The sequence below is a fragment of the Streptomyces sp. NPDC002793 genome (assembly GCF_040295485.1).
In the GTDB taxonomy this organism is placed as follows: domain Bacteria; phylum Actinomycetota; class Actinomycetes; order Streptomycetales; family Streptomycetaceae; genus Streptomyces.
In genome coordinates this window covers 38,810-60,589 of sequence record NZ_JBEOVL010000001.1, presented here as the reverse complement: position 1 = coordinate 60,589, position 21,780 = coordinate 38,810, and the positions used below count along the sequence as shown (strand labels likewise).

The window sequence follows — 21,780 nt, the reverse complement described above, 5'->3', positions numbered from 1 at the left end:
GCGTCGCCCACCGGCCCGTCACAGGACGTCGCGGCCGTCTACCGCCGAGTGACCGCGCCCGGTACCGTTCCCGGCAGCGTGGCTCAGGGGGGTAGGACCGGGGGGTCTTGATGAGCGGCAGGCGCATACGTGTGGTCAGGCCCGGAGACCTGGGCGCGGGGGACATCGAGGACTGGCGGCAGCTGCGGGCGAGGTCCGGTGCCCCGGCACAGCCGTTCATGGAACCGGAGTTCACCCTGGCAGTCGGCCGCGTCCGGCCGCACGCGCGGGTGGCGGTGATCAGCGAGGAGTCCGGGGGAACGGCCGGCTTCCTCCCCTTCGAGCGGGGACGGCTCGGCCACGGACGGGCCATCGGCTTCGGGGTGTCCGACGTCCAGGGCGCCGTGCTGCGCCCCGGCCTCCGGCTGGACACCAGGGAACTGCTGCGGGCCTGCGACCTCTCCGCCTGGGAGTTCGACAACCTGGAGGAGCGCCAGGGCCTCTTCGCACCGGACGCCGCCCGCTCGTACGCCTCGTACGTCATCGATGTCGGCGACGGGTACGAGAGCTACGAGCAGGCGCTGCGTTCCCGGTCGCCGAAGTTCCTCAGGACCACCCTGGCCAAGGAGCGCAAGCTCGGCCGCGCGGCCGGAGAGGTGCGGTTCGTCCTCGACGAGAGGGACCCGGAGGTGCTGCGGACCCTGATGGAGTGGAAGTCCGCCCAGTACCGCAGGACCGGCCGCCGCGACCGCTTCGCCCGACAGTGGATCCGCGGGCTGGTGGAGTTCCTCTTCCACACCCGGGCGCCGGGATGCTCCGGCCTGCTCTCCGTCCTGTACGCGGGGGACCGGCCGGTGGCCGCCCACTTCGGGCCGCGCTCGCGGACGGTGCTCTCGTGCTGGTTCCCGGCGTACGACCCCGCGTTCGCGAAGTTCTCCCCGGGCCTGGTCCTGCACCTGCGGATGGCGCGGGCGGCGGCGGACGACGGCATCGGGCTGCTCGACCTGGGGCGCGGGGCGGCCGAGTACAAGGACGCGCTGAAGACCGGGGAGTTCACGGTCCACGAGGGCGCCTCGGTCCGGCCGGGCGCGGGGGCGGCCCTGCGGTGGCTCGGCCGTGAGCCCTCCCGCCGCGCGCACGCCTTCGTGACGAGACGGCCCCGGCTGGCGGGTCTGGCACAGCGCGGCCTGGAACGGGCAGGCCGGCTGCGCGAACCGAAACGTCCATAGCGCCACGACCCGGGGGGACCGGATGCCGTACGGGAACGGACCGACAGGGAACACGAGGCGGGTGCCGGACACCGGCCGACTCGCCGGCATGGCCGTCGCCGAGCTGGAGCTCGACGCCGCCGACGGGACGGGCGCGCGGCTGAGGCCCGCACCCGGCGGACCGCCCCTGGAGCTGCGGGACGGCGGCGAGCAGCGCGTCTTCGCCCTCGTACGGCTGCGCGGGCGCCCGGTCGGCACGGTCGTCGGGCGCGTCAGGGCGGGCGACGACCCGGCCTCCGTCCTCGCGCGGCAGGCGGCGGACGAGATCGTCGTCCCGGACGCCCCGGAGCGGCCGACGGCCGGGGAGGCCCCCAGGGCCACGGTCGTCGTCGCGACCAGGGAGCGGCCCACGCAGCTCGCCCGGGCCCTCGACTCGCTGCTCGCCCAGGACCATCCCGACCACGAGATCGTGGTCGTCGACAACGCCCCGGTCACCGGAGCCACCCGTGAGCTCGTCACCTCGGCGTACGCGGGCCGGGGCGTGCGCTACGAGGTGGAGCCCGTTCCCGGGCTGGCCGCCGCGCACAACAGGGGGATCCTCGTCGCGGAGGCGGAGGTCGTCGCCTTCACCGACGACGACGTCATCGCCGACCCGCAGTGGCTCGGCGCCCTCACCCGGCCCTTCGGTGAGGACCCCCGGACGGCCTGTGTCACGGGGCTGATCCTTCCGGCCAGGCTCAGCACCCCGGCGCAGGTCCTGCTGGAGAGTCACGGGGGCTTCGCCAAGGGCTTCTCCGCGCGCCTGTACGACCCGGCGCACCCGCCGGCGGACGAGCCGCTCTTCCCGTTCACCGCCGGACGGTTCGGCTCCGGTGCCAACATGGCCTTCCGGCGTGAGGCGCTGAACGCCGTCGGCGGTTTCGACCCCGCCACCGGCACCGGCACCCCCGCCAAGGGGGGCGACGACCTCTACGCCTTCGTGCGGCTCCTCGCCGAGGGGTATCCGCTGCACTACACACCCGACGCGGTCGTCTGGCACCACCACCGGGAGCGCTGGGAGGACCTGTGCGGGCAGGCGTACGGCTACGGCGCCGGGCTCACCGCCTGCCTCACCGCGCTGCTGGTCCGCAGGCCGGCCCTGCTGCCGGCCCTCCTCGCCCGGCTCCCGCGCGGTCTCGCCCATGCCCGCTCGATGACGGCGCCGCGTGACACGGGTGCCGCCGTGCGTACCGGTGTCCCCGGCGCGCACGGCACGTACACCTACCCGTGGCCCCGGCATCTGTCCCGGCTGGAGCGGCGCGGCCTGCTGTACGGCCCCCTCGGGTACGCACGCGCCCGGCTCGCCGTCCGTGGCGCGGCACGCCGCCGGGAGGGGAGATGAGCGCCGTCAGACCCGAGGGGAGTGGCGCGGCAGCACGGATACCCGTCCTGCTCTACCACGCGGTGATGGACGATCCGCCGCGGTGGATCGCCGAGTTCACCGTCACGCCGCGGGAGTTCGCCGCCCAGCTGGACGTGATCGTGGCCTCCGGCCGCACCCCCGTCACGGTCGGCGCGCTCGTCGAGCGTCTCGTGGGAGGGCAGCCGCTGCCGGACCGCCCGGTCGTCCTGACCTTCGACGACGGCTTCGCGGACCTGCCCGGCCCGACCGCCGAGGCGCTCGCCGGCAGGTCGATGCCGGCCACCGCCTATCTCACGACCGGTGCGCTGACCCGCTCAGGTCCGGGCAGTCTGCTGCCGCCCGCGCCGATGATGAGTCTGGGACAGGCGCCGCTGCTGGAGCAGTACGGCATGGAGGTGGGCGGGCACACCGTCACCCACGCGCAGCTGGACACCCTCTCCGGTGCCGCCCTCCGGTCCGAACTCACGGATTCCAAAGCGGCGTTGGAGGACGTCCTGGGGCATGAGGTGGCCCACCTGGCCTATCCGCACGGATACAACAGCGCACGCGTGCGCCGCGCCGCCCGTGCCGCCGGTTACGAGAGCGCGGTGGCCGTCCGGCACGCGCTGAGCTCCGTTCGGGACGAGCCGTACCGGATCGCGCGCCTGATCCTCCGGCGGGGCCACACGGTGCGCGACGTCGAGCGCTGGATGGCGGGCGAGGGCGCACGCGTGGCGCCGTACCGCGACTCCCCGCCGACCGTGGGGTGGCGGTGGTACCGCAGGGCGCGGGCCGCCGTGCGGGGGCCGGTGTTCGCGGGGTGAGGGGGCGGACCCGCGTAAAACGTCGAGAGCGCCACAAAGCCGAAGTACACTCCTATACTTCGCTCCAGGGGACAGCGGCGTGACGGCCGCGACCACATCCGTGGGGGGAGTCGCACCGTGCCACAGCATGTGCCCGCACCCGTCAAGGGGGACACCGCGGGAAGCGCCGAGCCGGTGCTCGCGCCCGGGCAGCCACCCGGGGCCGCCCCCGGCGGGACGGCCCGCGGCCTCCCCCGAGCGCTGAGACCCCGGACCCTGCTCACCTGGCTGCCGTTACTCCTGGCGGCCGGTCTCTGGACCTTCTCGCTGCCGTCCGTCGGATTCCGCTCGATGGGCGAGTACGGCCTCCTCGACCGGCTGCCCGTCACCTATTACCTCTCCCTGCTCGCCCTGACGGCGGGCTTCCTGGTCAGCCTCCGCCGCGCGGGTACGGCCCCGTGGTGGCCCGCCGCGTACTGCGCCGGCCTGCTGATGGCCCTCAAGGGCGTACCCGCCGTCCTGTACGACTCGGAGCGCTACCCCTGGGCCTCCAAGCACGACGCCGTCATCAACCACCTGCTGGCCAACGGCGAACTGCGGCCGAACGAGGGCCTGTCGGGCAACATGTCGGCCTACGACCAGTGGCCAGGCTTCTTCACGCTCAACGCCGGACTCGTCCGCGCCTTCGGGGCCGAGAGCGCCGCCACCTATCTGAACTGGGCCCCGGTCGTCCTCGGCCTGCTGATGATGCCCGTCCTGATCCTGATCTACCGCACCTTCAGCGAGGACCGGCGCCTCGTGTGGACCGCCGTCTGGATCTTCCAGCTCGCCAACTGGGTGGGCCAGGACTACCTCGCCCCGCAGGGTCTCGCCTTCCTCCTCCACCTCGCCGTCCTCGCCGTCGTCGTACGGCACTTCGTGCGCCCCGGCTCCGCCGGGCGGCTGGGCTCGCGCGCCTGCCCGGACCCCGCAGCCGCACCTGTACCGCCGCCCACCGGCACCCGGCAGCGCGCGGTCGGCGTCATCGTCCTCGCGCCCTTGGTGCTGGCCGTCAACGCGGTGCACCAGCTGACCCCGGTGATGCTCTGCGTCACCCTGCTCGCGCTCAACCTCACGCGTCGCTACCGCAACCTCGGGCTCCTCTCCGTGGCCGTCCTGCTCATGCTCGCCTGGGACCTCACCCTGGGCCGCCCCCTGTTCGTCGAGACCCTGGGCACCCTGCGCGACTCCCTCGGCGACCTCACCCAGAACTCCAGGGCCGGATACGCGGGACAGCTCACCGGGGCCGGTCCTGAGCTCGCGGGGCGGGCCAACGTCCTGATGGTGCTGGCCGTCGCCGTCCTCGCGGGCACGGCCGTCCTGCTGCGACGCCGCCTCGCGCACAGCGCCCTGCCGCTGCTGCTGACCTCCGTCGCCCCCGTACCGCTGTTCGTCGTCAACGACTACGGCGGCGAAATGCTCTTCCGCGTCTACCTGTTCGCTCTCCCTGGCGCCGCCTTCTTCGCCGCGGCGGCGCTCGTACCGGCGGCCGGAGGCACCGGGACGCACCGGGTGCGGCCGGCCGTACGGAGGATCCGCGCAGTCGCGCTCCCGGTGTCACTGGCCGCCCTGCTCACCGGCTTCATGCCGTCGTACTACGGCAAGGAGCAGATGAACTACACCCCGCCCGCCGAGACCGCCCTCGTCACCCGCGCCATCGACCGGGCCCCCGAGGGCGCACTGATCCTGGCCACCACAGGCTCCTTCCCACGGGCGCTGCACCGGTACGACCGGCTGGAGCACTGGTTCTTCGCCGAGCAGGAACTCCCCGCGAACGTCGAGATGCTGAAGGACCCGGCGCGCTACCTCTCGACCCGGCTGCCGTCCGGCACCACGGCATACGTCATCCTCACCCGCACCCAGGACATCTACACCGCCGGTGAGGGGCTGCTGCCCCCGGGCGGCTTCGCCGCGCTGACCGCCGACCTCATTGCCTCGCCGCTCTTCGGCGTGGTGGAGCGGACCCGGCACGGCGTGGTCCTCCGCTACGACAGCCCCTGAGACCCGTCCGCACGGCAGCCCGCATTCCGCACGCAGCCCGAATTCCGTACGGCAGAACCGGATCAGGAAGGCGACCACGTGTCCGAGAACCGGCAACCGGCGTTCCCCACCCGCCGGACCCTGACCAGAGCCGCCCTGGCGCTGTCCGGCTGGGTGGCGCTCGCGGTGACCGCGCTTCCGGCGGGCTCACCCCTGCGCTGGGCGCCCGTACTCCTCTTCGTCTGCTTCGGCCCCGGCCTCGCCCTGCTGTATCCGCTGCCCGGGCCGCTCAGGCCGGGCGCCCGGCTCGAAGCGGCCGCGCTCGCCGCGCCCTTCGGCCTCTGCGTGGCCGCCATCGCGGCCACGGCGCTGTTCCTGGTGGAGGGCTTCTCGGGGACCGCGTTCCTGGTGTCGCTCGCCGCGTTCACCACCCTCGCCTCCGTCCTCCCGGGCCTTCCGCTGCGCGCCGCCGCCACCCCGGACGCGGCCGGACCGGCCCATGTGACACCTGCGAGGCGCGGGTGACCCGCCGTCGCGCACCGGAGGAGCGCAGCCCCCGTACGTACCTCGTGCTCGCCCTGGTCGCCGTCGCGGCACTGCTGGCCGGGCTCCTCGCCTGGAGCGGCACGCGGTCCTCCGCCGAGGGCGACGGCCCGGCCCCGTCCGTCGACGCGCTCCCCGCCGACGCCGCCACCGGCCCGGTGCCCGGCGGGACGTGCGCCCCCACCGCCACCCTCGTGCCGCCGTGCGGGGCGTGGTGGGGCGCCTATGTGCCGTACGCCGAGAACGGCTCGCTCAAGGACGCGGTGTACGCCTTCGAGGAGAAGATCGGCCGGAAGCTCGACCTCCTGTACACCTACCACGACATGTCGAACACCGACCTCGACGGACAGCTGCTGACCCCCGACGAGCAGATCCTCGGCCGGGACAGGCTGCTGATGCTGGCCTGGGAGTCCACCGTGTGGCGCGAGCCCCACCACGCCGACTGGACCGAGGACCAGCTCGGATGGTCGAACATCGCCTCGGGGAAGCACGACCGCGAGATCATCGACCCGCAGGCGCGCCGCATCAAGGCGTACGGGAAGCGGGTGTTCTTCTCCTTCGACCAAGAGGTCGACGCCCGCGTCGGCGACGCGGGCACCCCCGAGGAGTACGTCGCCGCCTACCGCCACATCCACGACCGGTTCGAGGAGCTGGGTGTGGACAACGTGGTGTGGGTGTGGACGGTGTCCGGCTACCTGCCGTCGGGGAAGCTCTTCGAACGGCTCTACCCCGGCGACGACTACGTCGACTGGATCGGCATGGACCAGTACAACTACTTCACCTGCCACGACACCACGGACTGGAAGGACTTCGACCGCAGCCAGCGGCCGACGTACGAGTGGCTGCGCACGCACATCAGTGCCGACAAGCCGCTGATGTTCGCGGAGTTCGCGACGGTGCCCGATCCGGCGGACGCGGACCGTCAGCGTGAGTGGTACGAGGCGATCCCGGAGGTGGCCAGGACCATGCCCGAGGCCAAGGCCCTGGTGCACTGGAACCGTGCGGTCCCGGGCGAGGGGTGTGACCTCACGGTCGACGAGGGCCCGGGCCTGGAGGGGTACCGCACGGCCGGCCAGGACGACTGGTTCAAGCAGCCGGTGCCCGGCCGCTGACCCGCGCGCGGACGCCGTACGTCACCGCCGTGACCGCGAACAGCCCCACGGACACGGGCAGTCCGGCCGCGGCGAAGGCGTCCTGCGCGACCCACCCGGCCACCCCGAGCACCCACACCGCGGCGGCCGTGACCCGCCAGTGCGCCCCCGCGGCCCGCAGCAGGACCGCGGCGAGCGCCAGACAGAGCAGCTGGAGCACGAACGGCAGGGCGCGCAGCACCGCCACCGGGGAGTCCAGCCCCGCGGCTCCGGCGAGGAAGCCGGCGAGCGTGCCGTGCCACTCCCACGAGGCGGCGGCCGGCCGGATGCCGAGGAACAGCGGGGCGGAGTGCAGGGCCGCCACGGTCACCAGCAGGGCCGCGCCCAGCAGCGCGGGCCTGGGGCGGCGCAGGGAGACGGCCGCGCTGTGCACGACGATCATGAGGACCCCGGCGGTCACGGTGACCGGGGGGAGGGCACCCATCAGCTCCGCACCGGTCAGCCGCGTCCGCCCGGCGTGCGCAGCCTGCGACAACGGCACCCAGAACAGTCCGGCCGCGAGTCCCAGCAGTCCCCACAGCAGGAGCGCGTCGGCCGGCCGTCGAGGGGCGGGCCGCGCCGCGAGCCGGGCCCAGTCCGTCCCGTACCCGTCGCGCTCCGGCGCCCGCCGCCGGGGCCGGCCGGCCAGGGCCGAGCGCATGCCCAGGGCGGACACGGCCGCCACCACGCTCATGGCGATCAGCATCGCCCAGCCGGCCCCGGCGATCCCCAGCGGGCCGAGGAGCACGGCCGCGCTGCCCAGGACGAGGACGCACATCGTGCCCTGCAGGGCGGCGAGCGCCCCGGTGCGGCCCTGCACCCGCAGTACGCCGATGTACAGCTCGACCACGACCCGTGGCAGGGCCGCCGCGGCCAGCAGCCGTAGGACCAGGGTGCCGTGGGCCGCGTAGTCCGCGCCGAAGGGGGCGAGGATCCGCGGGGCGAAGAGGACCAGCAGGAGGACGACGGGAACCAGCAGGACCGCCATGCGGCGCAGCGCCCCGCGTACGCCTTCGGCCAGGTGGCCGGGGCTGTGAGAGGCGTGCGCGGTGAGGGAGGAGGCCATGTTGATGGCCATGAACTCCATGGTGCCGCCTACGGTGTAGGCGATGTAGAAGAAGCCGTTGTGCGCGGCGTCGAAGCGCACGGCCACCATCACGGGCAACAGGTTGATCATGGCCAGGCTGAAGAGCGCGCCGACCGAGTCCCCGGCGAGGAACCTGCCGATCTCGCGCATCCGTGGAGGCTCGCGGTCCCGGTCGGCTCCGGCCTGGCGGGGGATCAGTCTGCGGAAGACCAGCCAGCCGAGCGGCAGCACGGACAGGGCGATCGCCGCGGCCCAGGAGACGAAGACGCCGAGCACGGGCAGGGCGGTCGCGAACGCGGCGAGGAGCAGCAGCTTGCCGACGGAGAACACGGCGTTGCCGACGGGCACCCAGACGGCCTTGCGCAGCCCGGTCAGCACCCCGTCCTGGAGCGTGAGGATCGCCCAGGCGACGCAGGACCCGGTGAAGACGAGCCCGGCGGACAGGGTGCCGAGCGGGGCGTAGGAGTCACCCCACAGGTCCAGGGTGAGCAGGAAGACCACGCAGGCCAGGGTGACGACGACCGAGCTGACCAGGTAGGTACGGGCGACCAGGGATCCGGTGGCGCGCCCGGCGCGGGGCACGTAGCGCACGACGGCGCCGATCATCGTGGTCGCGGTGACCGAGGCGAGGAGCCGCATGGCGGCGATCGCGGCGGAGCCCTGGCCGACGGCCTCCTCCGTGTAGTAGCGGGCGGCGACCAGCCAGAAGCCCAGGCCGAGGGCGGCGGAGACCCCGGTGGAGAGCATCAGGGCGTAGGCGTTGCGGAACATCGAGGCGCCGCTCGCGCCGTCCTCCGGCGTGGGTGGGGGCGCCGCGCCGGCCTGCGGCGGCCCGACTCTCGTGGTGTCAGTCACCGTGCGGCTCTCTCGCCGTCCCGGTGCCCGCGGAGGTGAGGATGTCGATGACGGGACCGGCGCGCAGCGGGTCGACGGGCAGGGCGTGACGGGCGAACCAGGCCGCTCGGGCGGGGGCGGGGGACGGGTCGGTGAACGTCTCGCCCGCGTAGGTGTCGAGCGGCGGGTCGTAGAGATAGCCGGTGGTGACGCGGTGGCGGGCAAGTGCGGCGACGGCCGCGTCCCGGTCGGCCACCAGCAACGGCACGCGGAACAGGGGCTGTACGGTGGCGCCGGCCTGGATCCGAGGCGCCCAGCGGGTCGACAGGAGGCGCTCGGTGCCCGCCCGGTGCGCGGTGAGCCGTTCGTCGAGGCGGCCCAGCAGGTGTCCCAGGCGCCGCAGCCTCAACCGGCCCGGTGCGATGCGGTAGTCGTGCATGTCGACGCGGACCCAGGAGTGGAAGGCGGTCGGCGAGGGCGCGGAGTCCAGTGCCTGTCTCAGCTCCGCGGGCCGTAACGGCATCCGGATCGCGTCCCGTTCCTGGAGACCGAGCAGCCGCAGGACCCACCAGGCGGCCGGGGCGAGCCGCAGCCCGCGTACGGCCGACTCCGCGTACGGGCGAACGGCGTAGGCGAGTTCGGCGGTGAGGCGGGCCGGGTCGAGCAGCGCGTCCCGGGCCCGCTCCAACGGGGCGCGCAGGGCGGGGTCGGCGAAGGCGAGGAAGCCCCCGGCCTTCGCGCCGACGTGTTTGGAGAGGCTGAAGGCGGCCGCGTCCCCGTACGAGCCGACAGGCTTTCCGTCCGTGACGCTGCCGATGGCGTGCGCCGCGTCCTCGATCAGCGGGATGCCGAGGCGGTCGCAGCGCTCGCGGAGCGGCCGGGCCGGGTCGGGATGTCCGTACAGATTGGTGGTGAGGACGGCGGAGAGGCCGTTCCACACGGTGTCGGGGACGGCGTCCATGTCGATCGAACCGTCCGTGGCGGACAGCGGGGCCTGGACGGGCCGCAGGCCGGCGGCGAGGACGACGAAGAGGATGACGTCGTCGTTGACCGGGGACATGAGGATCTTCCCGCCGGGTTCGCACCAGTGGCGGAGCGCCAGATAGAGGCCCAGCCGGCAGGAGGGGACGTACAGGCACTCCCGGCCGAGCCGGGCGCCCATCGCCGCTTCCAGCGCTCCGGCTGCTTCCGCCACGGCACGGTCCGCAGGACCGCTCTCCCCAAGAGCCATGTGTGTTCCCCCCAGAACCCTGCCCAATGTCGCCCAGACCGTGGCACTTCGTCAACAATGCGGAAGGACCCGCCCGTCGGCCTGGGCAGGTCCTTCCGCAACGACGTACCGATGGTTCCGGTGACGCCGGGTCACTCCTCCACGGTCAGGCCCTTCCTGAGCTTGACCAGGGTCCGCGAGAGCAGCCGGGACACGTGCATCTGTGAGATGCCGAGCTCTTCGCCGATCTCCGACTGCGTCATGTTGGAGACGAACCGCATGGAGAGGATCGTGCGGTCGCGCAGCGGGAGCGAGGCGATGAGCGGCTTGAGGGACTCGACGTACTCGATCCCCTCGATGCCGTGGTCCTCGTAGCCGAGGCGGTCCGCGAGGGCGTTCTCGTTGCCGCCGTCGACGTGGTCGTCGGGCTTGGCGTCCAGCGAGCTCGCGGTGTAGGCGTTGCTCGCCGCCATGCCCTCGACGACCTCGTCCCTGCTGAGACCGAGGCGGTCGGCGAGTTCGGCGACCGTGGGCGCCCGGTCCAGCTTCTGGGCGAGCTCGTCGCCCGCCTTGGCCAGGTCCAGCCGCAGTTCCTGCAGTCGGCGCGGGACGCGCACGGACCAGCTGGTGTCGCGGAAGAAGCGCTTGATCTCGCCGACGATGGTGGGCATCGCGAACGTCGGGAACTCGACGCCCCGGCTGAGCTCGAAGCGGTCGATCGCCTTGATCAGGCCGATCGTGCCGACCTGGACGATGTCCTCCATGGGTTCGCTGCGGGTGCGGAACCGGGAGGCGGCGAACTTGACCAGGGCCAGGTTGAGTTCGACGAGGGTGTTGCGCACGTACGCGTACTCGTGGGTGCCCTCGGTGAGGGTTTCGAGCCGCGCGAAGAGCGTCTTGGACAGTGCCCTGGCGTCCAGCGCGCCGATCTCGGCGTAGGGCGGGATCTCGGGGAGTCCGTCGAGGCCCTCGCCACCCTCGCTCGCGAGGTGGTCGTCGGCGGTCGTTTCGGTGGTGCTGATGCTGGTACGCGGGCCGGGTACGGCGCTCGCGGCAGCGGAGTCGGAATCGGTCGGTCCCTGAGGACATGCCGACGTCGCGATGTGGGTACGCGATACGTCGAGCCGGGGTGACATGGTTCTCCTCCATCGTTCTCGGCATATGGCTGCCGATGCCCATACGTGTTCCTGCGGTGAAGCGGCGCCTCCGAAGCCGATCGAATTTCCGGTTGTGGTGTCGCTACTACCCTTACCCGGTTCCAGCCGTGAGTTACAAGCGCCAAATGCGCCTATATGTCTGGTTTGTTGAGTTCTTCGACTACCGTGTGGCGAGGGAAACGCGTAATGTTTTACGCACGTCGGGGGCAGCCACGATGAAGCCGCGTACACAAGGACGCGGGCAGTGACGGACGGCGAAGAGGGACGGGCATGGACCGCGGGACGGTCGGCAGTGCGAACCGGGGTCGGCTACAGGTCGAAGTCCGGTCCGAGGGCCGCAGTGAAGTCGTGACACCGGTGGGTGAGCTCGATCACCACACCGCGGATCTGCTGCGGGAGCCTCTGGAGAGTGCGGTCGAGGCAGGGCGCACGCGCCTGGTGGTCGACTGCTCGCGACTCGACTTCTGTGATTCCACCGGGCTCAATGTGCTGCTCGGTGCGCGTCTGAAGGCCGAGGCGGCCGGGGGAGGGGTCCACCTGGCCGGAATGCAGCCCGTGGTGGCTCGTGTCTTCGAGATCACGGGGGCTGAGGCGGTCTTCACCGTTCATGCCTCTCTCGAAGACGCCCTGCGCAGCTGACAGCGGCGTTCTCCATGTCCGTACCCGGCTCCGCCGAGCCACCGCCGTCGCGCGGATCACGCTCCTGGCGTAGCCGAAGTGGGTGTCGTCACCATGCGACCGGGCAGAAGACACCCCGTCGGGGTCTTGGGACCCGCACACTCTGTACCTGATCAGTATCTGTTCGATGGCAACACACGGTGAATCGGTGAGGTGAAGCGCTGATGAGCACCACCCGGCAGCATCCGCCGGGCGGCCTCGGCCGCGAGCCGGACGGCACAGGCCCCGCCTCTGCCGTGCCCGCTGACCGGCAGTGGCGCACGCTCTCGCTGAGACATGCCAGCGGCATCGTGCCGATGGCCCGCGACTTCGCCCGGCAGGCGCTCTACGACTGGGGCTGGCTCCCCGCGTCGGGAGCCGACCGGCGGGCGGCCGCCGAGGACGTCCTGCTGGTCGTCTCCGAGCTCGTCACGAACGCCTGTCTGCACGCGGACGGCCCCGAGGAGCTCCGTATCGCCTGCTCCTCCAAGGTGCTCCGGGTCGAGGTCGTCGACGGCGGTGCGGGACAGCCCGCGCCCCGCACTCCGCACCGCGCGGGGCGGCCCGGTGGACACGGCATGTTCATCGTGCAGCGGCTCTGCCTGGACTGGGGCGTGGCGCGCACACCGGACCAGCCCGGCAAGACCGTCTGGGCGGAGCTCGCGGCACCGCCCGCGTAACCCTCCCGATGCAGTACGCGTCAGGCCCCGCACCGATCGGTGCGGGGCCTGACGCGTACGAGCGTCCGGGTCAGCGGACGTTGCCCATGAGCGCCTTGACCTTGCCGCGGTACATGAAGACCGCCACGCCGGCGACGACCGCGAGCGTGGCCTGGAGGGCCACCACCCCGGTGCCGTTGAGCTCGACCCCCGCGAGGGACAGCAGGCCCGTGGTGCAGTCACCCGCGGTCACGGCCAGGAACCAGACACCCATCATCTGGCTGGCGTACTTGGCCGGGGCCATCTTCGTGGTGACCGAGAGGCCGACCGGGGACAGCGTCAGCTCACCGACGGTCTGCACGAAGTAGATCGCGACCAGCCACATCGCGGCGGCCTTGTGACCGTCACCCGCGATGGTCAGCGGAGCCAGGAAGAGGAAGAACGATGCGCCGACCAGCACCAGACCGGAGCTGAACTTCACGACCGTGCTCGGCTCCTTGCCCCGCCGGTTCAGCGCCAGCCAGAAGGTGGCGAAGACCGGGGCCAGCGCCATGATCAGGACCGGGTTGACCGACTGGTACCAGGAGACCGGGAAGTTCCAGCCGAACACCGAGTTCTCCGCGGAGGACTCGGCGAAGATCGCCATGGTCGAGCCGCCCTGGTCGTAGATCATCCAGAAGATGGCGGCGGCCACGAAGAACCAGATGTAGCCGGACATCTTCGACTGCTCGGCCTGGCTGAGCTCCTTGTCGCGCTTGATGCGCGCCAGGACCATCACCGGGATGACGAGGCCGGCGACCGTGATCGGGACCAGCAGCCAGTTCAGCGTGTAGACGCCGGTGACGACGGTGCCGAGGTAGAAGACGGCCGCGATGCCCAGCCAGATCATCGACTTGCGCAGCGTCGACGCGCGCTCGTCGGCGGAGAGCGGCTTCGGCACGACGAGGCTGCGCTCGTTCAGGTGACGCGTGCCGAGCAGGAACTGGGCGACACCGAGTCCCATGCCGAGCGCGGCCAGGGCGAAGCCCAGGTGCCAGTTGACGTTCTCGCCGACGGTGCCGATCACCAGCGGGGCGACGAAGGCGCCCACGTTGATGCCCATGTAGAAGATCGTGAAGCCACCGTCACGGCGCGGGTCGTCCGGACCGTCGTAGAGGTGGCCGACCATCGTGGAGATGTTGGACTTCAGCAGGCCGGAGCCGATGGCGACGAGGCCGAGACCGGCGAAGAAGGTGCCCTCGGAGGGCAGCGCGAGCGTCAGGTGGCCGAGCATGATGACGCCGCCCGCGATGGCGACGGTCTTGCGGGGACCCCAGACGCGGTCGCCGAACCAGCCGCCGGGCATGGCGAGCAGGTACACCAGCGACAGGTAGACCGAGTAGATCGCCGTGGCCGTGGCGGGGTTCATGTGAAGCCCGTTGGGAGCGATCAGGTAGAGCGGGAGAAGGGCGCGCATGCCGTAGTAGCTGAAACGCTCCCACATCTCCGTCATGAAGAGAGTGGCCAGGCCGCGGGGGTGGCCGAAGAAGGTCTTCTGCGAACCGGAAGTGCTGGCCGAGTCCTTCGTCAGGCTGGACGCCATGGTCGATCCTTGCTGGTCGGGACGCGCCGCCTCGTGAGCGGGACGCGCCCGGTGGGGGGTAGCCGGCACCGGGCGGACAGGCCCCACCCCTGACGCCTCGAGGGGATTCGATCCGGCCATCCGCTCCGCAGGGAGTTCGGGGACGGGGTCGTGGGACAGACCGCTCCGGGATCCACGCCCGGTGCGCGTCCTCGCGCTCCGGGCCCGGCCCACAGGTCATTCACTGGTCGGGGCCGGCGGGAACCGGCCCGTACACAAAAGAGACCCTTGGCGCGAAAAGCTGCCCAAAGGTCCCTCTGCGGTGCAACAGGCGTCGAGCAACCATACGACACGACACGGGTGGATATGAAAGGACCTGAGAGATGGATCACAGGTAGACATGGAACCGCAGTCTCCCATTCAAAGGAGGATGCCCGATTCGTGGCCCTGACCCGCAGGGCCTGACCAGGGCCTCACCCCACCGGGCCTGTGCGGACTACCATCACTGCATGACCCGTGTACTGCTCGCCGAGGACGACGCATCCATCTCGGAGCCACTGGCCCGCGCCCTGCGTCGTGAGGGTTACGAGGTCGAGGTCCGCCAGGACGGTCCGACCGCACTCGACGCCGGCCTCCAGGGAGGCGTCGATCTCGTCGTCCTCGACCTGGGGCTGCCGGGAATGGACGGTCTGGAGGTCGCCAGGCGGCTGCGCGCCGACGGCCACGCCGTACCGATCCTGGTGCTGACCGCCCGGGCCGACGAGGTCGACACGGTGGTCGGTCTGGACGCCGGCGCCGACGACTACGTCACCAAGCCCTTCCGCCTCGCCGAGCTCCTCGCCCGGGTCCGCGCCCTGCTGCGCCGAGGCGCGACCGAGCCCGCCCCGCAGCCCGCCACGCACGGCGTCAGGATCGACGTCGAGTCCCACCGGGCCTGGATGGGTGACGAGGAACTCCAGCTCACCGCAAAGGAGTTCGACCTGCTGCGGGTCCTCGTACGGGACGCCGGCCGGGTCGTCACCCGTGACCAGCTGATGCGTGAGGTCTGGGACACCACCTGGTGGTCCTCCACCAAGACCCTCGACATGCACATCTCCTGGCTCCGCAAGAAACTCGGCGACGACGCGGCCAATCCGCGCTACATCGCCACCGTCCGGGGCGTCGGCTTCCGGTTCGAGAAGAGCTGACGTACAGAACAGTCATGCGCCGCCGACTGATCAACTCCACCCTCGCCGTGGTGCTCGTCGTGATCGCCGTCTTCGGCGTCTCCCTCGTCATCGTCGAGACCCGCACCATCAGCAACAGCGCACAGGAAAGCGTCGACTCCGAGGCATTCCGGCTGATCAGCGTCGTCGAGAGCCGTCTGCTCGGCGCCGAGCGGATCACTCCCCAGGTCCTCGCCGAGCAGGTCGACACCAGCCGCTACGCCCGGGTCGAGATCCCCGGACGCGCCCCCATCGAGGTCGGCGAACGCCCCACCGACAGCAACGTCACCCGCAGCACGGAGACCGGGGAACAGGGCGAGAAGGTCACCGTCGAGGAGTCACGCTCCGCCGTGACCCGTGAGGTCGGCCGGACCCTGCTGATCATCGGGGCGGTGGCGCTGCTGGCCATCATCTCCGCCGTACTCCTCGCCGTACGCCAGGCCGACCGGCTGACCTCCCCGCTCACCGACCTCGCCGAGACCGCCGAACGCCTCGGCTCGGGGGACCCGCGCCCCCGGCACAAGCGGTACGGGGTGACGGAGCTGGACCGGGTCGCCGACGTCCTGGACTCGTCCGCCGAGCGGATCGCCCGGATGCTGACCGCGGAGCGGCGCCTCGCGGCGGACGCCTCGCACCAGCTCCGTACACCCCTGACCGCCCTCTCCATGCGGATCGAGGAGATCTCCGTCACCGACGACCCGGAGACGGTGAAGGAGGAGGCGAACATCGCGCTCACCCAGGTCGAGCGGCTCACGGACGTGGTCCAGCGGCTGCTGACGAATTCACGTGACCCGCGCACCGGCTCCGCCGTCGTCTTCGACCTCGACGAGGTCGTCAAGCAGCAGATCGAGGAGTGGCGCCCCGCCTACCGCAGCGCCGGCCGCGCCGTCGTCTGCTCGGGCAAGCACGGGCTGGAGGCCGTCGGCACCCCGGGCGCCGTCGCCCAGGTGCTCGCCGCGCTGATCGAGAACTCGCTGATGCACGGGGGCGGCACCGTCGCGCTGCGCACCCGCGTCACCGGCAACCAGGTCGTCGTCGAGGTCACGGACGAGGGCCCCGGTGTCCCCGCCGACCTCGGGGCGCGGATCTTCGAGCGCACCATCAGCGGCCGCAACTCCACCGGGATCGGCCTCGCCGTGGCCCGGGACCTCGCCGAGGCGGACGGTGGCCGGCTCGAACTGCTCCAGCAGCAGCCCCCGGTGTTCGCCCTCTTCCTCAGCCGGGCCGTACCGAGTCGCAGGGACTCCGAACGCCCGGTCCGCTGACGCGCGCGGACCGCGCCTCAGCGGGCCACGGGACCGGGTGTCACCTCGTCGGAGGGTCGTCGCTGCTCCAGAAATCGTTCCGCGTCGAGCACGGCCTCCTTGGCGGGCAGCGCCCTGAACACCCAGGTGCGGTAGGACCAGAAGCGGAACAGCGTGGCGATCCCGATGCCGACGATCTTGAAGACGTTGCTCTGCACCGGGCTGTTCCACCCGAAGCCGTACGTCGCCAGATAGAGGACGCCCGTCTCGATCACCGCTCCCACGGCGCTGAACAGCAGGAACAGCATCAGTTCCCGGGTCCGGCCGGTCTTGTCGCGGTCCCGGTAGGTCCAGTAACGGAAGCCGAGGTAGTTGAAGAGGATGGCGACGATGGTCCCCATCAGCCCCGCCCGCACCACCGGGATCTCCGTGGTGCGCCAGATCAGGTTCGACACGACGATGTTGACGACCAGCCCGAGGGCGCCGACGGCGCCGAACTTGGCGACCTCCCGGGCCAGCAGATCAAGCCGGGCCCGCAGTGCGCCCCGTTCGCTCATGGTGATCGCTCAGCCCCGTCCGGTCGGTTTCGTCAACCCGGCCATGCTAACGACCTCCCCCGTGTGATGCCTGTGAGCCGGCCGGCCCCGTGACGAGGCGTCCTTCCCGCAGCGGCGGGGGCCCGGCCGGAGAGCGTGAGGGGAGTCGCCGCCCGCCCGATACCCTGGACGCGTGACGTTCCCTGTAGTCGGCATGGTCGGCGGCGGCCAGCTCGCCCGAATGACCCACGAGGCGGGTATCCCCCTCGGCCTGAAATTCAAGCTCCTCAGTGACACTCCCCAGGAATCGGCCGCCCAGGTGGTCGGCGAGGTCGTCGTCGGCGACTACCGCGACCTGGAGACGCTGCGCGCCTTCGCACGCGGCTGTGACGTGATCACCTTCGACCACGAACACGTGCCGACCGAGCACCTGCGGGCCCTGGAGGCGGACGGCATCCCCGTGCGCCCCGGCCCGGACGCTCTCGTGCACGCCCAGGACAAGGGGGTGATGCGCGCGAAGCTCATGGAGATCGGCGCGCCCTGCCCCCGCCACCGCATCGTCGCGGACCCGGCGGACGCCGCCGCCTTCGCCGACGAGGTGGGAGGCTTCCCGGTCGTCCTCAAGACGGTCCGCGGCGGCTACGACGGCAAGGGTGTCTGGGTCGTCCGCTCCGAGGCGGACGCCGCCGAGCCGTTCCGGGCCGGTGTGCCCGTCCTCGCCGAGGAGAAGGTCGACTTCCGACGGGAGCTGGCGGCCAACATAGTCCGCTCGCCGCACGGCCAGGCCGTCGCCTATCCCGTCGTCGAGTCCATCCAGGTCGACGGGGTCTGCGACACCGTCATCGCCCCGGCGCCCGACCTGGACGAACGCCTCGCGGGAGAGGCCCAGCAGCTCGCCCTGCGGATCGCCTCCGAGCTCGGAGTGGTGGGCCACCTCGCGGTCGAGCTCTTCGAGACCCGCGACGGACACATCCTCGTGAACGAGCTCGCGATGCGCCCGCACAACTCCGGGCACTGGACCCAGGACGGCGCGGTCACCTCGCAGTTCGCCAACCACGTACGGGCCGTCCTGGACCTCCCGCTGGGCGATCCCCGCCCGCGCGCCCCCTGGACGGTCATGTGCAACGTCCTCGGCGGCGACTACCCGGACATGTACCAGGCGTACCTGCACTGCATGGCCCGCGACCCGCAGCTCAAGATCCACATGTACGGCAAGGACGTGAAGCCCGGCCGCAAGGTGGGCCACGTCAACACCTACGGCGACGATCTGGCGGACGTGCGGGAGCGCGCCCGGCACGCGGCCGACTACCTGCGAGGAACGATCACCGAATGACCGCACCAGGTTCCGCCCCCGTCATCGGCATCGTCATGGGCTCGGACTCCGACTGGCCCGTGATGGAAGCGGCCGCCAAGGCCCTCGACGAGTTCGAGATCCCCTACGAGGTCGACGTCGTCTCGGCCCACCGCATGCCGCACGAGATGATCGCGTACGGCGAGAAGGCCGCGGACCGCGGCCTCAAGGCGATCATCGCGGGAGCGGGCGGGGCGGCCCACCTGCCCGGCATGCTGGCCTCCGTCACCCCGCTGCCCGTGATCGGCGTACCGGTCCCGCTGAAGTACCTCGACGGCATGGACAGCCTGCTGTCCATCGTCCAGATGCCGGCCGGTGTCCCCGTCGCCACGGTCTCCGTCGGCGGCGCCCGTAACGCGGGCCTGCTCGCCGCCCGCATCCTCGCCGCCCACGACAGCGCGCTGCTGGAGCGGATGAAGGACTTTCAGCAGGAGCTCAAGGACCAGGCGGTGGAGAAGGGCAAGCGACTGCGCGCCAAGACCCAGGGCGCGGACTCCTTCGGCTTCGGGAAGTAGGCGTACACGATGGACAACTTGGACCGCGCCCGGCTGCTCCTCGCCGACCACCCCGTCGTCGACGGCCACAACGACCTCCCCTGGGCCCTGCGTGAGCAGGTCGGCTACGACCTCGACGTCCGTGACCTCTCCCAGGACCAGACCGGCACCCTGCACACCGACATCCCGCGGCTGCGGGCCGGCGGCGTCGGCGCGCAGTTCTGGTCCGTCTACGTGGCCCCGAGCCTGGCCGGCGACGACGCGGTCAGCGCCACGCTGGAGCAGATCGACGTGGTCGGCGAGATGCTGGCCCGCTACCCGGACGACCTGCGGCGCGCCCTGACCGCGGACGACATGGAGCAGGCCCGCGCCGAAGGGCGCATCGCCTCGCTGATGGGAGCCGAGGGCGGCCACTCCATCAACAACTCCCTGGGTACCCTGCGCGCGCTGCACACCCTCGGTGTCCGCTACATGACGCTCACGCACAACGACAACACCGACTGGGCGGACTCGGCGACCGACTCCCCGCGCGTCGGCGGTCTGTCGGAGTTCGGCCGTGAGGTCGTACGCGAGATGAACCGCATCGGCATGCTGGTCGACCTGTCCCATGTGGCGGCCACCACGATGCGCGACGCGCTCGCCACCTCCGTGGCGCCGGTGATCTTCTCGCACTCCTCCGCCCGTGCGGTCTGCGAACACCCGCGCAACGTCCCCGACGACGTGCTGCGGATGCTCGCGGCCAACGGCGGACTGGCCATGGCGACCTTCGTACCGAAGTTCGTCCTGCCCGCCGCCGTCGAGTGGACGCTGGCCGCCGACCGCAACATGCGGGAGCACGGCCTGCACCACCTGGACACCACCCCGGCCGCCATGCGGATCCACGCGGACTTCGAGGCGCTCAACCCGCGCCCGATGGCCACCGTGACCACGGTCGCCGACCATCTCGACCACATGCGCGAGGTCGCCGGGATCGACCACATCGGCATCGGCGGCGACTACGACGGCACGCCGTTCCTCCCGCTGGAGCTGGAGGACGTGTCCGGCTACCCGCACCTGATCGCGGAGCTGCTCACGCGCGGCTGGTCGGACGCCGACGTGGCCAAGCTGACGTGGCAGAACGCCGTACGGGTCCTGCGCGACGCGGAGGCGGTCTCCCGGGACCTGAGCATCCGGGTCGGCCCGTCCCACGCGACGATCGAGGAGCTGGACGGCCCGGTGCGCTGAGCGGTACGGAAACGGCAGGAGGCGGCCCCCGGGGCCGCCTCCTGTTCGTGTCAGGCCTTCGGGCGGCCCATCGCCCGGTAGGTCCATCCGGCCGCGCGCCACACCGCCGGGTCCAGGGCGTTGCGTCCGTCCAGGATGATCCGACGCCCCGCGACCTCGCCCAGCGCCGCCACGTCCAGCTCGCGGAATTCGCGCCACTCCGTCAGGTGCAGCACCACGTCCGCACCGCGCACCGCGTCCAGCGCCGTGTCCGCGTAGCCGAGGGTCGGGAAGAGCCGCCGGGCGTTGTCCATGCCCTTGGGGTCGAAGACCGTCACCTGGCCGCCCTGCAGATGGATCTGCCCGGCCACGTTCAGGGCCGGCGAGTCGCGTACGTCGTCGGAGTCCGGCTTGAAGGTGGCGCCCAGCACGGCGACGCGCGTGCCCAGGAACGACGTCCCACCCACGGCCTCGCGGGCCAGCTCGACCATGTGCCCCCGGCGGCGCATGTTGATCGAGTCGACCTCCCGCAGGAAGGTCAGCGCCTGGTCGGCGCCCAGCTCACCGGCGCGCGCCATGAAGGCCCGGATGTCCTTGGGCAGACAGCCCCCGCCGAAGCCGATGCCGGCCCGCAGGAACTTCTTCCCGATGCGCTCGTCGTGGCCGATCGCCTCGGCGAGCTTCACCACGTCACCGTCGGCGGCTTCGCAGACCTCGGCCATGGCGTTGATGAACGAGATCTTGGTCGCCAGGAAGGAGTTGGCGGAGGTCTTGACGAGCTCGGCGGTCGGGAAGTCCGTCACCACGAAGGGCGAGCCCTCGGCGATCGGTCCCGCGTACACCTCGCGGAGCCGCTTCTCGGCCCGCTCGCTCTCGACGCCGACGACGATCCGGTCCGGGTGCAGCGTGTCCTGGACCGCGAAGCCCTCGCGCAGGAACTCCGGGTTCCAGGCGAGCTCCGCGTCCGTACCCACCGGCGCCAGCTCGGCGAGGAGCGCGGCCAGCCGGGCGGCGGAGCCCACCGGGACGGTGGACTTGCCCACGACCAGCGCGGGCCGGGTCAGCTGCGGGGCCAGCGACTCGAAGGCGCTGTCCACATAGCTCATGTCGCAGGCGTACTCGCCGTGCTTCTGGGGAGTGTTCACGCAGACGAAGTGCACATCGCCGAACGCGCCGATCTCCTCCCAGGAGGTGGTGAACCTCAGCCGCCCGGTGGAACCGGGGATGCCCGCGACATGCCTCTGCAGGATCTCCTCGAGCCCTGGCTCGTACATCGGCACCTTGCCCGCCGAGAGCATCTCGATCTTCTCCGGCACGACATCCAGCCCGAGGACTTCGAAGCCCAGCTCCGCCATGGCCGCGGCATGGGTGGCGCCGAGGTAGCCGGTGCCGATCACAGTGATCCTGAGGGCCATGGGTGCTCCTGAACGATGCGGACAGACGTGCGGAGCCGAGCATAACCGTGCGTGCGGAGACCTCGTTTTGCGGTTGTCGGCAAGCTCACGTGCCCCGCCCGTAT

19 protein-coding genes are annotated in these 21,780 nt (G+C 71.6%); 13 read left to right on the top strand and 6 right to left on the bottom strand.

Going from position 1 to position 21,780, the window contains the following annotated elements:
• Positions 1-110: 110 nt before the first annotated feature.
• The 6 genes from ABT001_RS00255 to ABT001_RS00230 all read left to right on the top strand — a co-directional run bounded on the left by ABT001_RS00255 (position 111) and on the right by ABT001_RS00230 (position 7,045).
• Positions 111-1,208 carry a GNAT family N-acetyltransferase gene (locus ABT001_RS00255; RefSeq protein WP_351270022.1) on the top strand — a complete coding sequence of 366 codons (1,098 nt, stop codon included), beginning with the start codon at positions 111-113 and terminating at the stop codon, positions 1,206-1,208.
• 88 nt (positions 1,209-1,296) lie between these two features.
• Positions 1,297-2,568 carry a glycosyltransferase family 2 protein gene (locus ABT001_RS00250; RefSeq protein WP_351270705.1) on the top strand — a complete coding sequence of 424 codons (1,272 nt, stop codon included), beginning with the start codon at positions 1,297-1,299 and terminating at the stop codon, positions 2,566-2,568.
• Complete coding sequence (locus tag ABT001_RS00245) at positions 2,565-3,392, top strand: polysaccharide deacetylase family protein (RefSeq protein WP_351270019.1); 828 nt, start codon at positions 2,565-2,567, stop codon at positions 3,390-3,392. The genes ABT001_RS00250 and ABT001_RS00245 overlap by 4 nt, the downstream gene beginning before the upstream one ends.
• A gap of 117 nt (positions 3,393-3,509) precedes the next feature.
• Positions 3,510-5,411 carry a hypothetical protein gene (locus ABT001_RS00240; RefSeq protein WP_351270016.1) on the top strand — a complete coding sequence of 634 codons (1,902 nt, stop codon included), beginning with the start codon at positions 3,510-3,512 and terminating at the stop codon, positions 5,409-5,411.
• 78 nt (positions 5,412-5,489) lie between these two features.
• Positions 5,490-5,915: a hypothetical protein gene (locus tag ABT001_RS00235; RefSeq protein ID WP_351270013.1), complete on the top strand. Its 426-nt coding sequence runs from the start codon at positions 5,490-5,492 to the stop codon at positions 5,913-5,915.
• Complete coding sequence (locus ABT001_RS00230; protein ID WP_351270010.1) at positions 5,912-7,045, top strand: glycoside hydrolase family 26 protein; 1,134 nt, start codon at positions 5,912-5,914, stop codon at positions 7,043-7,045. The genes ABT001_RS00235 and ABT001_RS00230 overlap by 4 nt, the downstream gene beginning before the upstream one ends.
• Here ABT001_RS00230 and ABT001_RS00225 read toward each other — a convergent pair.
• The 3 genes from ABT001_RS00225 to ABT001_RS00215 form a co-directional block, all read right to left on the bottom strand.
• A complete protein-coding gene (locus ABT001_RS00225; protein WP_502967388.1) occupies positions 7,020-9,005 on the bottom strand; it encodes a lipopolysaccharide biosynthesis protein in 1,986 nt (661 codons plus the stop codon). The two genes, ABT001_RS00230 and ABT001_RS00225, sit on opposite strands and share 26 nt — an antisense overlap.
• A complete protein-coding gene (locus ABT001_RS00220) occupies positions 8,998-10,146 on the bottom strand; it encodes a DegT/DnrJ/EryC1/StrS family aminotransferase (RefSeq protein WP_351270699.1) in 1,149 nt (382 codons plus the stop codon). Before ABT001_RS00220 ends, ABT001_RS00225 begins: the two co-directional genes overlap by 8 nt.
• A gap of 200 nt (positions 10,147-10,346) precedes the next feature.
• Positions 10,347-11,330, bottom strand: a complete 984-nt coding sequence (locus ABT001_RS00215) for an RNA polymerase sigma factor SigF (protein ID WP_351270008.1) — start codon at positions 11,328-11,330, stop codon at positions 10,347-10,349.
• Positions 11,331-11,621: 291 nt separating this feature from the next.
• Here ABT001_RS00215 and ABT001_RS00210 point away from each other — a divergent pair, with 291 nt between their 5' ends.
• Both ABT001_RS00210 and ABT001_RS00205 read left to right on the top strand, forming a co-directional pair.
• Positions 11,622-11,990: an STAS domain-containing protein gene (locus tag ABT001_RS00210; RefSeq protein WP_351270006.1), complete on the top strand. Its 369-nt coding sequence runs from the start codon at positions 11,622-11,624 to the stop codon at positions 11,988-11,990.
• Positions 11,991-12,193: 203 nt separating this feature from the next.
• Entirely contained in the window at positions 12,194-12,688 is a 495-nt protein-coding gene (locus ABT001_RS00205) for an ATP-binding protein (protein ID WP_351270003.1), read from the top strand.
• A 70-nt stretch (positions 12,689-12,758) separates the two neighbouring features.
• Here the strand turns inward: ABT001_RS00205 and ABT001_RS00200 are convergent, their stop codons facing one another.
• On the bottom strand, positions 12,759-14,249 hold the full coding sequence (locus ABT001_RS00200) for an oligopeptide:H+ symporter (protein WP_351270000.1): 1,491 nt from the start codon (positions 14,247-14,249) through the stop codon (positions 12,759-12,761).
• A gap of 488 nt (positions 14,250-14,737) precedes the next feature.
• Here ABT001_RS00200 and ABT001_RS00195 point away from each other — a divergent pair, with 488 nt between their 5' ends.
• Together ABT001_RS00195 and ABT001_RS00190 are read left to right on the top strand one after the other, a co-directional pair.
• The gene (locus ABT001_RS00195; protein WP_351269997.1) at positions 14,738-15,415 is read left to right on the top strand and encodes a response regulator transcription factor; all 678 of its coding nucleotides are present in this window, start codon (positions 14,738-14,740) and stop codon (positions 15,413-15,415) included.
• Between the two features lie 14 nt (positions 15,416-15,429).
• Positions 15,430-16,698: a sensor histidine kinase gene (locus ABT001_RS00190; protein WP_351269995.1), complete on the top strand. Its 1,269-nt coding sequence runs from the start codon at positions 15,430-15,432 to the stop codon at positions 16,696-16,698.
• A 17-nt stretch (positions 16,699-16,715) separates the two neighbouring features.
• Here the strand turns inward: ABT001_RS00190 and ABT001_RS00185 are convergent, their stop codons facing one another.
• On the bottom strand, positions 16,716-17,234 hold the full coding sequence (locus ABT001_RS00185; protein WP_351269992.1) for a GtrA family protein: 519 nt from the start codon (positions 17,232-17,234) through the stop codon (positions 16,716-16,718).
• Positions 17,235-17,406: 172 nt separating this feature from the next.
• Between ABT001_RS00185 and ABT001_RS00180 the strand changes: the two genes are divergently transcribed.
• Genes ABT001_RS00180 through ABT001_RS00170 form a run of 3 tightly spaced genes read left to right on the top strand, consistent with a single transcriptional unit; the run spans position 17,407 to position 20,282 of the window.
• The gene (locus ABT001_RS00180; protein ID WP_351269989.1) at positions 17,407-18,546 is read left to right on the top strand and encodes a 5-(carboxyamino)imidazole ribonucleotide synthase; all 1,140 of its coding nucleotides are present in this window, start codon (positions 17,407-17,409) and stop codon (positions 18,544-18,546) included.
• Positions 18,543-19,079 carry a 5-(carboxyamino)imidazole ribonucleotide mutase gene (purE, locus tag ABT001_RS00175; protein ID WP_351269986.1) on the top strand — a complete coding sequence of 179 codons (537 nt, stop codon included), beginning with the start codon at positions 18,543-18,545 and terminating at the stop codon, positions 19,077-19,079. Before ABT001_RS00180 ends, purE begins: the two co-directional genes overlap by 4 nt.
• A 9-nt stretch (positions 19,080-19,088) precedes the next feature.
• Positions 19,089-20,282, top strand: a complete 1,194-nt coding sequence (locus ABT001_RS00170; protein ID WP_351269984.1) for a dipeptidase — start codon at positions 19,089-19,091, stop codon at positions 20,280-20,282.
• 50 nt (positions 20,283-20,332) lie between these two features.
• Here the strand turns inward: ABT001_RS00170 and ABT001_RS00165 are convergent, their stop codons facing one another.
• Positions 20,333-21,676, bottom strand: coding sequence for a UDP-glucose dehydrogenase family protein (locus ABT001_RS00165; protein WP_351269981.1), 1,344 nt, complete (start codon positions 21,674-21,676; stop codon positions 20,333-20,335).
• Positions 21,677-21,780: the final 104 nt, after the last annotated feature.